Genomic DNA, 12,092 nt, shown 5'->3' with positions numbered 1-12,092 from the left:
CAGGAACCAAGGCGGGTAAGGCATCGGGCAATCTTCTATGGAAGAGGCCTGATGCAATGTTCAGCAATTATTTGTAGTTGATTCAAGGAGACGAGCATGTTGAAGAAAGCACTGATGGTCGCGGCACTTGGGATTGCCACCACATCGGCCTTCGCGGTCGATGTCGAGCGGGTCGAAAAGTCCATCCCCATGAAGGATGGCTCGACGGTCCACATCTTCAAGGATGGGAAAATGGGCATGGAGGACAAGATGGGCCGTGCGGTGAGGATGAAACACGGCGAAGTGATGGAGACCAAGGATGGACAGAAGATCATGATGCACGGCGACGAGGTCATGCGTCTCGACAGCATCCTTCGCCACGACACCCGTAACTGATTCGCACGTTTCAGGATGAACTTGCCCCCGGTGTCGATCCCGGGGGCTTTTCTGTCGACCTTTCTCAGGATCGGCGGGTGTGATTGATCAAACTCGCTCTGCCCTGCACGCATGCGTGGAGCCCCAAGCTCAAAGGCGCCTTGCTTGCAGACAATGAGCAATCTGCGCGGCGGCATCTCCCTCTACTTCGCAAGCGGCGCTCGGCACCAAACGGTCCATCGAACTACCGCAGGCGAGGAATGAACGCCGGCGTGCGGTCGCGGTATGAGCGATAGGCATCACCGAATGCCTCGATCGCATCGAGTTCTTCCCGGCGGGCGAGCCTGGCGTACACGATCAACAGAACCGGGAACATGATCAGCGTGATCAAGGTCGGCCATTGCAGCAAAAAGCCGAACATGACCAGAACGAAAGCGACGTATTGCGGGTGTCGAATGCGTGCGTACGGGCCACTGTCGGCGACGCGGCGGGTGCGCTGAGCCTCGAGGAGTACGGGCCAGGCCTTTGCCAGGAGCCAGAAGCCACCGACGATGAACACCGTGCTCAAGAGGTGAAACGGGCCGAAGTGCGGGTTACTGCTCCATCCGAACATCACCTCCAAGAGGTGGCCCGAGTCGTGGGCAAAAAAATCGATTCCCGGAAATTTCGAAGACAGCCACCCCGAGAGCAGGTAGATCGTCAACGGAAAGCCGTACATCTCGGTGAAGAGCGCGAGGATGAAGGCCGAGTAAGCGCCCAAGGATCGCCAGTCCTGGCTTGTGCGGGGACGCGTGAAGCTGAATGCGAAGGCGATGAAGAACAGCGAGTTGATGATAACCAGTGACCACAAGCCGTAACTCGACGTCTCATTCATCTCGATCTCCCGTGGCATTACGCATCATGGTTACCTTGGTCTTCAGTCGGCGTGTGTTTTCCCTTGTGGCCGTGACCGCCATGCATGAAGACGTGCATCAGGGGGCACGCAAGCAAGATGAGCCACGGTAGGTAGCCGAGCACATGGAGCCGATGCTCGACGATGAGGAGAACGGCCGCCAGCCCGACGAAGACCAGAAAAACACGGCGAACCCTTAGGTTTGATGCAGCCCGACCGGATGGACGGGGCTCGACTTCAGTCTCGGCTTTCATGAGACAGCTCCTTGTGAGCAAACATCGACATGCCGGGGTCGGGATGGCTTCCAACGAACGAGACAACGCGAGACGCGGTTCGTCTGCCCAGCTTTCCGTGCGGGCGGATTGAGGTCGATCAGATCCTTTTCCGTCCGAGGCGCAACGCGTTACCGACCACCGACACGGAACTCAAGCTCATCGCCAGGGCCGCAATCAGCGGTGAAAGAAGCAGCCCGAACGCTGGATAGAGCACCCCGGCTGCGATCGGCACACCCGCTGCGTTGTACAGGAAGGCGAACACGAGGTTCTGGTGCATGTTGCGCACGGTGGCGACGGAGATGCTGCGTGCGGTGGCGATGCCCCGGAGATCACCCTTGACCAAAGTCAGATGGGCACTGTTCATCGCGACGTCGGTCCCCGTGCCCATCGCGATACCCACATTCGCGCGCGCGAGCGCCGGCGCGTCGTTGATGCCGTCGCCGGCCATGGCGACGATGTGCCCCTCGGCCTGCAGTTTGCCGACGAGCTCATTCTTGTCGGCGGGCTTCACTTCGCCATAGACCTCGTCGATGCCCAGGCGGGCACCGACCGCACGCGCCGTGGTGAGCCCATCGCCCGTGGCCATGATGATCCTGAGCCCGCTCGCCCGCAGCGCATCGAGCGCTTCCGGGGTCGAAGCCTTGATCGGATCTGCAACGGCGATGAGGCCGACGAGCACGCCCTCTGCGGCGAGGTACATCACGCTTGCGCCCTCAAGGCGCAGAGCCTCGGCGCGTTCCGCGAGCCCGCGCCAATCGATGCGCTCATCGTCCATCAGGGCGGTGTTCCCCAGAACCACACGTTGGCCATCGACCGTGCCGCGCACGCCGATGCCGGACGAGGACTCGAAGGTGTCCGGTGTGCTGAGCGAGAGACCACGCGCGCGGGCCTCGGTCACGATGGCGTGGGCGAGTGGGTGCTCGCTGCCCTGATCGAGGCTGGCTGCGATGCGAAGCACGTCGGCCTCCGTCCCGCCCGGCGCGGCCACCACACTATGGAAGGCAGGGCGTCCTTCGGTCAGGGTGCCGGTCTTGTCGACGATCAGGGTGTCGACCTTGCGCAGCGACTCGATCGCCGCCGCATCGCGGAACAGCACGCCCTGGGTGGCGGCCTTGCCGGTCGCGACCATCACCGACATCGGCGTGGCCAGGCCCAGTGCGCAGGGGCAGGCGATGATCAGCACCGCCACCGCGTTGATGAGGCCGTAGGCCCAGCTCGGCTGGGGCCCAAAGAGTCCCCAAACGACGAACGTGGTGAGGGCGATGAGCACGACGACGATGACGAACCAGCCCGCGACGACATCGGCCAGGCGTTGCATCGGCGCGCGCGAGCGCTGGGCCTGCGCGACCATCTGCACGATCTGCGACAGCATGGTCTGTGCGCCGATCTTCTCGGCGACCATGACCAGCGCTCCACTGGTGTTGAGCGTGGCGCCAATCACCTTGTCCCCGGGGCGTTTGGTCACCGGGATCGGTTCGCCGGTCAGCATCGATTCATCGACCGCGCTTTCGCCTTCGGCAACGGAACCATCGACGGGCACCTTTTCGCCCGGACGAATGCGCAACCGGTCGCCGGGATGGACGTGCGTCAGCGGGATATCCTCTTCCGTGCCATCCGCGCGAATGCGCCGCGCGGTCTTGGGGGCAAGCCCGAGCAGCGCCTTGATCGCGGCGCCGGTCTCCGAGCGTGCCTTCAACTCCAGCACCTGGCCTAGCAGCGTTAGCGAGATGATCACCGCTGCCGCTTCGAAATACACCGCGACGTGTTCGCCCATGCGAAACGAGGCCGGAAATACCCCCGGCGCAACAGTGGCGACGACGCTGTACACATAGGCGGCGCCAACCCCCAGTCCAATCAGCGTCCACATGTTCGGGCTGCGGTTGCCGATCGACTGTGCGCAGCGCACGAAGAACGGCCAGCCTGACCACAGCACGACCGGTGTCGCCAGGGCCAGCTCGACCCAGGGGCGTGCGGCCCCCAACATCGGATCGAAGAAACCGCCGGACATGGCGATCACCGTCACGATCACCGTCAACGGCAGCGTCCACCAGAAGCGGCGGCGGAAGTCGGCGAGTTCGGGATTGTCGTCGTCCTCGAGCCCCGGCATCACCGGCTCGAGCGCCATGCCGCATTTCGGGCAGGTGCCCGGTCCGATCTGGCGAATCTCGGGATGCATCGGGCAGGTGTATTCGGTACCGGGCGCCGGAGCGCTCTCGGCCGAAGCCTGTCTTGCCTTCGGTGCCAGATACCGCGCCGGATCGGTCTCGAACTTGCCTTGGCACTTCGCACTGCAAAACCGGTATTCGTGCCCGGCGTGAATCGCCCGATACGGAGAATCGGGCTTCACGGTCATGCCGCAGACCGGATCGGTGTGCTCACCTGTCGAGGCATGTTCGTGGCGATGCGTGTGGCCGGAATGGCCGCCCTGCGAATGTTCGTGGGTCATGAGACTTCTCCCCGTCGATTATTGTTATCGAATGCCCATCTTGCGCTGTTCACCGCGCACGAATGCCGTGATGTGCGCGACGTCGTCCGGCGTCAGTTCGGGAACAGGTGCCATGTCGCCGAACTGCCAGTGGTGGGCGCGCACACCGTTCGCTACCGCCAACTGAAAGGCGATATCGGCGTGATGACTGGGTTCGTAGACCTTATGGAGCATGGGCGGCCCCTTGTCCGAGCCCTTGAGGTCGGTCCCATGGCAAGCGGCACAGTGCTGTGCGTAGAGTCCCTTTCCTTGCGCCGGATTGGGCATCAGCCCCGGAGAGGGCTGCGGGATCTTCCAGCCTTGCGCCGCTGCGCTCGAAATCAAGACGCCCGAAAGCGCCGCAATGACGACGCCACGGCCTAGGCACGCCTCTGTCATCGGCATCTCAGCGCTTCTCCGAGTCGGTGTCGTTACTGTGGTGCCCGCCGTGATGTCCGCCATGGCCAAACAAGTGCATCAGGGGACACAGCAACAGGATCAGATACACCCAGTTGCCCGACACATGCGCCCAGTGTTCGCGCAGCAGGAAGAACAGTGCGATCGCCGCCAGCATCAGGCCAGCGATGACGCCGGGGGAGCGATACCAGGCGACAGATCGAGGGTGTCCAGGATCATGAGCAGGCTTCGTGTTCATGGCTTCATACCTTGCGGGTCGGCGAACGGTGAACGGCTGCGGGCGGCTTCGAGCAGCACGGCGAGAGCGGGGCATCCCGGTGGGCTCGCTCGTTCTCGCGACACCAATTCTTGAAGGATTGCCAGAGGGATTTCAGCCAGGCAAGCATCGCAATGCTCCTCGTCACGTTCAGCGGCGGCCTCGGGAACGGGGCCCTGGAAACAAGCCTACGCCCCCGATGCTGTCGCGCCGCTGACCGGTGCATTACAAATTCGACACCGTGACCAGCGCCTGCGCGGGTGCTGTCTTGGCGCTGCGGCGCAACTCCCACTGCTTGACCAGCGCATACAGCGCCGGAATCACCGCCAGCGTTAGTACCGTCGAGGACACCATGCCGCCCACCATCGGCGCGGCAATGCGGCTCATGACCTCGGCGCCGGTACCGGTGCTCCACATGATCGGCAACAGGCCGGCCATGATCGCGACCACGGTCATCATCTTCGGCCGCACGCGCTCCACCGCGCCTTCCATGATCGCCTCGTAGAGATCGGCGACACCCGCCTCGCGGCCTTCGGCCTGCCTGCGCTCGCAAACGGCCTTCCACGCATGGTCGAGGTAGATCAGCATGATCACGCCCGTCTCCGCCGCCACCCCGGCGAGGGCGATGAAGCCCACCGCCACCGCCACGCTCATCTGGTAGCCCAGCCACCACATCAGCCACACCCCGCCCACCAGCGCGAAAGGCACCGACAGCATCACGATCAGCGTCTCGGTGAGCCGCCGGAAGTTGAGGTACAGCAGTACGAAGATGAGTGCGAGCGTCACCGGCACCACGATCTTCATCTTCTCCTTGGCGCGCTCCATGTTCTCGAACTGGCCGCTCCAGGTCGCGTAGTAGCCCTGCGGGAATTCGACCTCTTCGGCCACCGCCTGCTGCGCGCGCTTGACGAAGGCGCCGAGGTCGGGCTCGCGGGTGTCGACATACACATAGGCCGCAAGCAGCGCGTTCTCGGTGCGGATGCCGGGCGCGCCGCGCGTCAGCTTGACCTCGGCCACCTGGCCGAGCGGGATCGGGCCGTTCATGGTCGGCACATAGACGTCGGACGCGAGCCGCGCCGGGTCGTCGCGCAGGCCGCGCGCGTAACGCACCGACACGCCGTAGCGCTCCAGGCCTTCGACCGTGGTCGTCACCATCTCGCCGCCGAGTGCGGTGGCGATCACGTCCTGCACCATGTCGATGGTGAGCCCGTAGCGCGCGAGCTGGTCGCGGCGCGGCACGATGTCCACGTAGTAGCCGCCGGCCACGCGCTCGGCGTAGGCGCTGCTCGCGCCCGGCACCTTGCGCACCGCTGCCTCCACCGCCTGCGCCACCTTCTCCAGCGTCTCCAGGTCCGTGCCGAACACCTTGACCCCCACCGGGGTGCGGATGCCGGTGCTGAGCATGTCGATGCGGGCCTTGATCGGCATGGTCCACGAGTTGGCCAGGCCGGGGAACTTGAGTGCGGCGTCCATCTCGGCAATGAGCTTGTCGGTGGTCATGCCCGGGCGCCACTGGTCCTGGGGCTTGAGGTTGATGACGGTCTCGAACATCTCGAGCGGCGCCGGGTCGGTCGCGGTGTTGGCGCGGCCGGCCTTGCCGTACACCGATTCGACCTCGGGGAAGGTCTTGATGATGCGGTTGGTGGTGGCGAGCAGGCGCCCGGCCTCGGTGACCGACATGCCGGGCAGCGCCGCCGGCATGTAGAACAGCGTGCCCTCGTTGAGGGTCGGCATGAACTCCGAGCCGATCTGGCGCGCGGGCACGAGGGTGGCGGCCATCGCCAGCACGGCGAGCACGAGCGTGAGGACCTTGAAGCGCAGCACGCCCTTGATGATCGGCCGGTACAACCAGATCAGCAGCCGGTTCACCGGGTTCTTCGCCTCGGGCAGGATACGCCCGCGCACGAAGAACAGCATCAGCACCGGCACCAGGGTCACCGACAGCAGCGCGGCGCCGGCCATGGCGAAGGTTTTGGTGAAGGCGAGCGGCGAGAACAGCCGCCCCTCCTGGCCTTCGAGCGCGAACACCGGCAGGAAGGACACGGTGATGATCAGCAGCGAGAAGAACAGCGCCGGCCCCACCTCCTTGCAGGCGAGCACGATCGCCGCTGCGCGCTGCGGCTGGGTGGCGCCCTCGGGCAGGCGCTCGATGTGCTTGTGCGCGTTCTCGATCATCACGATCGCGGCATCGACCATCGCCCCGATCGCAATCGCGATGCCGCCCAGGCTCATGATGTTGGAGCCGAGGCCGAGCGAACGCATGGCGATGAAGGCGAACAGGATGCCCAGTGGCAGCGTAATGATCGCCACCAGCGCGCTGCGCACATGGAGCAGAAAGACGATGCACACGGCGGCGACGATCAGGCTCTCCTCGAGCAGCGTCCATTTGAGGTTGCCGATGGCGCGCTCGATCAGTTCCGAGCGGTCATAGACCGGCACGATCTCCGCGCCCGTCGGCAGGCCGGGGGCGATCTCGGCGATCTTGGCCTTGACGTTGGCGATCACGTCGAGCGCGTTCTGGCCGAAGCGCGCCATGACGATGCCGGAGGCGACCTCGCCCTCGCCGTTCAACTCGGCGATGCCGCGCCGCTCGGCCGGCACCAGTTCGACGCGGGCGACGTCGCCCACCCGCACCGGCGTGCCGCGCTCGGCCTTCAACACGATGTCGGAGATGTCATCCACGCTGCGCAGGTAGCCGCGCCCGCGCACCATGTACTCCTTCTCGGCGAGTTCCAGCACGCGGCCGCCGACGTCGCGGTTGGAGGCGCGGATGGCTTGCGTGACCTGGTCGAGCGTGATGCCGTAGCCGGCCAGGCGCAGCGGATCGACGGTGACCTGGTACTCGCGCACGAAGCCACCGATGCTGGCGACTTCCGACACGCCCTGCGCCTTGGTGAGCTGGTAGCGCACGTACCAGTCCTGCAGGCTGCGCGTGTCGGCCAGGCTCATGTCCTTGCCGAGCACGGCATATTGGTAGACCCAGCCCACGCCGGTCGCGTCCGGCCCGATCTGCGGCGCCACGCCCTGCGGCAGGCGGCTGGCGGCGGTGCTCAGATATTCGAGCACGCGCGAACGCGCCCAGTAGATGTCGGTGCCGTCCTCGAAGATCACATACACATAGGACGCGCCGAACATCGAGAAGCCGCGCACCACCTTGGCGCGCGGCACCGCCAGCATCGAGGTGGTGAGCGGATAGGTGACCTGGTCCTCGACCACCTGCGGCGCCTGGCCGGGGTAGTCGGTGTAGACGATGACCTGCACGTCCGAGAGGTCGGGCAGCGCGTCGAGCGGCGTGTGCTTGACCGCGTAGAGGCCACCGCCAATCAGGAACAGCGTGGCCAGCAGGACGAGGAAGACGTTGCGTGCCGACCAGTCGATGACGCGGTCGAGCAGGCCGGGTGCTGCCGGTCTGGCTGCCGCGTCGGTTGGCACGACGTTCGAAGAGTCTGTCACAGGGGCATGCATCTCAGTGCCCCCCGTGACCGCCGGCGCTCGGTGCAGGCGCAGTGCCTGCAACCGGCTCGATGCCTGTGATGATGTACTCGCCTGGCTCACCCGCCTCGAAGACGAACCGCACCGGCGAGCCTGGGGCGATGCTCTTCACCAGCGCCGGATCGGCAATCATGAAGTCCATGGTCATCGCCGGCCACTGGAGGGCCGGGATCTCGCCATGCGTCATCGTCACGCTGCCGCCTTCGGCGTCGAGTGCATCGAACGTCCCTTGCGCTTCGTAACGGGTAGGGCTCGCTTGGGGCTGATCGCCGGCATCGGGCTCGACAAGGTTGGAGAGTGCCGCCTTGAGCTGGCTTTCCGAGTCGATCAGGAAGTTGGCCGAAACCACCACGCGATCGCCCGCCGCCACGCCGTCGAGCACCTCGACCACATCCCGACCGCGCTGGCCGAGCTTCACCGGCTGCGGCTTGAAGCGCCCTTCGCCGAGCGCAATCAGCACGACCCGCCGTTCGCCATCGTCGATGATCGCCGAGCTCGGCACGGCGACCCTCGGGGTGGCATCACCTGCCGCCAGCGCGATCTGGGCGAACATGCCTGGGCGCAACAGGCCCTCCGGGTTGTCCAGTTCCAGGCGCACGCGGGTGCTGCGCGTCGCGGCGTCCAACGTCGGATAGAGATAATCGACTCGCGCCGCGAAGCTGCGACCGGGATAGGCCTCGAGCGCCACCTGCGCGCTCTGACCGACCTGCACGCGAGCGAGATCCTGTTCATACACATCAGCAATGATCCACACCTTCGACAGGTCGGCGATGCGGAACAGTGCGTCTCCCGGCATAAAGCGTCCGCCTTCGATGGCCTCCTTCTCCAGCACCACGCCGCTCGCCGGGGCGTGGAAGACCTGGCGCGCACCGGCCTGGCCGGCCACCTGCAGGTTGCGCAGGCGCGCACGCGTCGCCTCCGCCAGGCGGCGGGCGGATTCGCTTGCGATCGGATCCTGCGCCGCGCTCTGGCTGGCCAGACGCTCGGCAATGCGCAACTCATCGCCAGTGGATTGCAGCTCTGGACTGTAGGCGGTGAACAGCGGCTGGCCCTTCCTCACCGGGTCGCCGACCGCATTCACATGCAGGCGCTCGATCCAGCCCTCGAAGCGCGGCGCCACCACCACCTGCCTGCGCTCGTCGAACTCGATACGGCCGCTCGCGCGCACCGCCGCATCCACGGTGCGCAGCTCAACCTCTGCGGTCTTCACCCCCAGGGTCTGGATGCGCGCAGGGCTGACCACCACCGCGCCGCTGTCGTCGGGCTGGTCGTCGGCGTAGACGGGGATGTAGTCCATGCCCATCGAATCCTTCTTCGGCACGGGCGAGGTGTCGGGCAGGCCCATCGGGTTGCGGTAGTAGAGGATCTTGCGTTCGCCGTCGGCCGGGGCTGCGCTATCGCTTTGCGCCTGGCTTTCGGTGATCAGCGGAACTGGATTTCCAGCATTTTGCAGGTGCGCAATCCAGTACCCCGCACCTATGGCAATCGCCACGCCCGCAGCGATCGCCGTCATTCGAATGGCTGAGCTCACTTCAGATCCCCTGTCAGTTTCTTGATTTCTGTCAGCGCCAGGCGCGTGTCGAGCTCGGCCTTCAAGCGTTGAGTCCGGATGTCGATGAGCTGGCGCTCGGCTTCGATCACGCTGTCGAAGTCGACCTTGCCGCTGCTGAGCGCGGCCTGACTTGCATCCCGGGTGGCCTGGGCCTGCGGCAGCAGCGTATGTTCGAGCAGGCGCAAGGTCTCGCGGCCCTGCGCGTACATCGACCAGGCGATACCCAGTTCGCCGGATGCGCGCGCCTTGGCATCCTCCCGCCGCGCCTCGGCCGCCATCAGCATGTATTCGGCTTCGCGCTCCTTGGCGCGACGGCTGGACTGTTGCAGCGGGATCATCACCTCGAACATCACGTCCCAGGACGACTTACCTTCATCAGGACGGTTGTTGCGCACGCCAACGGCGAAGTCCGGCAAGCGGTCCTGATACGTTCGTTCGCGCTCGGCACGTGCCACGTCGATGCCGTAGGCGGCGGCATTCACGTCCGGGTTGGCACTGGCCGCCGACTCAAAAAGGGCGCCCGCCTCCAGCTGCTCGGGCAAGGGGGCTGGATCTGCGGGTGTGGCGAGCGGCGCATCATGCGCCCGGCCGAGCAGGCCGTTGAGCCCCGCTGCCAGCCCCTTGCGCCGCTGTTCGACCTCCACGAGCGCGAGGCGCTGGGCAGTGATTTCGCGCTGCATGCGCAGCACCGCCTGCTGCGGCAGCAGACCCAACTCGTAACGGGCCAGGCTGAGTTCCTCCAGGCTTTTCAGCAAGGTCAAGCCCTCGCGGTTGAGGACGAGTTCGCGGTCGGCGGCGTAGTAGCGCAACCACAGCGTCTCGATCTTTGCCGCGAGCTCAGCCCAGGAGGTATCGCGCATCGCATCAGCCTGGGTCGCCTGGGCTTCGGCGGCCTTCACCGCCAGCTCGCGCTTGCCCCACCCGGGTAGCGGCTGGGTGATGCGGTAGCGGGTCTCGCCCACCTGGCCGGGCAGCAACGACGCCGAGCGCCCGCTCATGGTGTTGGTGGCGTCCATCAGCTCGACCTCGAACGTCGGGTCGGGCAGCGCACCGGCGGGCGTCACGCGCTCCTGCGCTGCGGACGCTTCCGCGCGGGCAGCGGCAAAGCCGGGGTTGCTGTGGCGCGCATATTCAATCAGCGCCTGGGGGCTCGAGCCGAGCGTTGGAGTGTCGGGCGAACCCTGTGTCCAGGCACTGCCACTTCCCAGCGTGAGCGCGACCACCAGTGCAAGCGCTGCAGGACGTAGCAGGTGAGATGAGGGTACTGCGAACGGGGATTTCATCGAGAAACGATTCCGGCAGGCGGTCAAGTGCATGCGCAGGCCCTTCGCCACCCGCCTCGTCGTTCAGCCACTCAGTGGGGCATCCCCACGGCTGGCCGGTCAGAGTGGAACGCGACGCACCTGCGGGATAGGCGTCACTGGGCGGGCTCGAGAGACGTCACGGTCAGCGCACCGCCGACCTTCTCGACCGCGAACCGGATCTTGTCGCCCGCCTTGACCTGATCAAGCATGCCCGGCTCGGCCGCGCGGAACACCATGGTCATCGCCGGCATGCCGAGCGACTCCAGGGGGCCATGGGCAATGGTCAGCTTGCCAGCCGACTTGTCGATCTTCTTAACCGTGCCCTCGGCCAGCTTGGCGTTGGCTTCGGCCGGGGCACTCGCCCCGCCGTGATGTGCATCGTGATCGGCCTGTGCGAACGCAAGCGGGGCGCCGCCGCCGAGCACGGCCAGGAGCGCAGTGGTGATGAGGGTCTTTTTCATGATGGGCTTCTCCAAGGGTTGAAATTCTGTGTGAATTCGAGCATGAGCACGATTATGCGAAGCGCTCACCAACGGGACGCTGACGCACGGATTACATTTCTGTCAGCCGACCTTGATCGTGCCGATCATGCCGGCCTGGAAGTGGCCGGGAATCAGGCAGGCGAACTGGAATTCGCCCGCACGGTTGAAGTGCCAGATCATTTCTCCGCGCCCACCTGGCGCGACATGCGACATCCACGGTTCGTCATGTTCCATCTCCGGGAAGCGCTGCATCATCTCCGCGTGCTCGGCAAGCGTCTTGGGCGTACCGACCACCATCTCGTGCATCACCGCGCCTCGATTTTCGTGGGTGAATCGGATCGTCTCGCCCAGACGCACCTCGATGCGGTCCGGAACGAAGCGCATCTCATCGGTCATCACGATGGCGATCGCGCGCGAGACGGCTTTCGCGTCCCCCGCAATCCCCCATTGCTGCTGCTCCTTGGGGGTATCGGACGCTGCTTTGTCGGCATGCTCGGCATTGCCATGGGCGAACGCGCTGCGGTGAACGGCAAGCACACCGGCGGCAAGGCTGGTGGCAAGAAATCGACGACGACTTTTCATGGGAATCTCCTTCTCTGTGGGT

11 protein-coding genes are annotated in these 12,092 nt (G+C 65.4%); 1 reads left to right on the top strand and 10 read right to left on the bottom strand.

Annotation, left to right across the window (positions count from 1 at the left end):
* Positions 1-96 precede the first annotated feature (96 nt).
* Positions 97-375: a periplasmic Cu(I)/Cu(II)-binding protein CopK gene (copK, locus tag ACNKW1_RS07605; protein WP_002943396.1), complete on the top strand. Its 279-nt coding sequence runs from the start codon at positions 97-99 to the stop codon at positions 373-375.
* A gap of 223 nt (positions 376-598) precedes the next feature.
* On the opposite strand, the gene ACNKW1_RS07600 is transcribed toward copK, so the two are convergent.
* The 10 genes from ACNKW1_RS07600 to ACNKW1_RS07555 form a co-directional block, all read right to left on the bottom strand.
* Positions 599-1,228 carry a methyltransferase family protein gene (locus tag ACNKW1_RS07600; RefSeq protein WP_277833335.1) on the bottom strand — a complete coding sequence of 210 codons (630 nt, stop codon included), beginning with the start codon at positions 1,226-1,228 and terminating at the stop codon, positions 599-601.
* Between the two features lie 17 nt (positions 1,229-1,245).
* Complete coding sequence (locus tag ACNKW1_RS07595) at positions 1,246-1,500, bottom strand: DUF2933 domain-containing protein (protein ID WP_418363991.1); 255 nt, start codon at positions 1,498-1,500, stop codon at positions 1,246-1,248.
* 118 nt (positions 1,501-1,618) lie between these two features.
* A complete protein-coding gene (locus tag ACNKW1_RS07590; RefSeq protein ID WP_418363990.1) occupies positions 1,619-3,967 on the bottom strand; it encodes a heavy metal translocating P-type ATPase in 2,349 nt (782 codons plus the stop codon).
* Positions 3,968-3,991: 24 nt separating this feature from the next.
* Positions 3,992-4,390: a c-type cytochrome gene (locus ACNKW1_RS07585; protein WP_418363989.1), complete on the bottom strand. Its 399-nt coding sequence runs from the start codon at positions 4,388-4,390 to the stop codon at positions 3,992-3,994.
* Between the two features lies 1 nt (position 4,391).
* On the bottom strand, positions 4,392-4,640 hold the full coding sequence (locus ACNKW1_RS07580) for a DUF2933 domain-containing protein (RefSeq protein ID WP_141020262.1): 249 nt from the start codon (positions 4,638-4,640) through the stop codon (positions 4,392-4,394).
* Between the two features lie 243 nt (positions 4,641-4,883).
* Positions 4,884-8,123, bottom strand: a complete 3,240-nt coding sequence (locus tag ACNKW1_RS07575; RefSeq protein ID WP_418363988.1) for an efflux RND transporter permease subunit — start codon at positions 8,121-8,123, stop codon at positions 4,884-4,886.
* 1 nt (position 8,124) lies between these two features.
* Entirely contained in the window at positions 8,125-9,663 is a 1,539-nt protein-coding gene (locus ACNKW1_RS07570; protein ID WP_418364092.1) for an efflux RND transporter periplasmic adaptor subunit, read from the bottom strand.
* A 14-nt stretch (positions 9,664-9,677) separates the two neighbouring features.
* Entirely contained in the window at positions 9,678-10,985 is a 1,308-nt protein-coding gene (locus ACNKW1_RS07565; protein ID WP_418363987.1) for a TolC family protein, read from the bottom strand.
* Between the two features lie 134 nt (positions 10,986-11,119).
* Complete coding sequence (locus tag ACNKW1_RS07560; RefSeq protein ID WP_247726269.1) at positions 11,120-11,467, bottom strand: copper-binding protein; 348 nt, start codon at positions 11,465-11,467, stop codon at positions 11,120-11,122.
* A 102-nt stretch (positions 11,468-11,569) separates the two neighbouring features.
* Positions 11,570-12,070 (bottom strand): cupredoxin domain-containing protein, encoded by a 501-nt coding sequence (locus ACNKW1_RS07555; protein ID WP_418363986.1) that lies wholly within the window; start codon positions 12,068-12,070, stop codon positions 11,570-11,572.
* Positions 12,071-12,092 lie beyond the last annotated feature (22 nt).

Origin of the sequence: Thauera sp. WH-2 (assembly GCF_048321015.1) — a bacterium.
Taxonomy (GTDB): domain Bacteria; phylum Pseudomonadota; class Gammaproteobacteria; order Burkholderiales; family Rhodocyclaceae; genus Thauera.
This window is presented reverse-complemented; position numbering and strand designations above follow the sequence as displayed.

Coding starts and splice junctions, on each gene's coding strand:
- copK (WP_002943396.1), top strand. CDS start 97: ATGTTGAAGAAAGCACTGATGGTCGCGGCACTTGGGATTGCCACCACA.
- ACNKW1_RS07600 (WP_277833335.1), bottom strand. CDS start 1,228: ATGAATGAGACGTCGAGTTACGGCTTGTGGTCACTGGTTATCATCAAC.
- ACNKW1_RS07595 (WP_418363991.1), bottom strand. CDS start 1,500: ATGAAAGCCGAGACTGAAGTCGAGCCCCGTCCATCCGGTCGGGCTGCA.
- ACNKW1_RS07590 (WP_418363990.1), bottom strand. CDS start 3,967: ATGACCCACGAACATTCGCAGGGCGGCCATTCCGGCCACACGCATCGC.
- ACNKW1_RS07585 (WP_418363989.1), bottom strand. CDS start 4,390: ATGCCGATGACAGAGGCGTGCCTAGGCCGTGGCGTCGTCATTGCGGCG.
- ACNKW1_RS07580 (WP_141020262.1), bottom strand. CDS start 4,640: ATGAACACGAAGCCTGCTCATGATCCTGGACACCCTCGATCTGTCGCC.
- ACNKW1_RS07575 (WP_418363988.1), bottom strand. CDS start 8,123: ATGCATGCCCCTGTGACAGACTCTTCGAACGTCGTGCCAACCGACGCG.
- ACNKW1_RS07570 (WP_418364092.1), bottom strand. CDS start 9,663: ATGACGGCGATCGCTGCGGGCGTGGCGATTGCCATAGGTGCGGGGTAC.
- ACNKW1_RS07565 (WP_418363987.1), bottom strand. CDS start 10,985: ATGAAATCCCCGTTCGCAGTACCCTCATCTCACCTGCTACGTCCTGCA.
- ACNKW1_RS07560 (WP_247726269.1), bottom strand. CDS start 11,467: ATGAAAAAGACCCTCATCACCACTGCGCTCCTGGCCGTGCTCGGCGGC.
- ACNKW1_RS07555 (WP_418363986.1), bottom strand. CDS start 12,070: ATGAAAAGTCGTCGTCGATTTCTTGCCACCAGCCTTGCCGCCGGTGTG.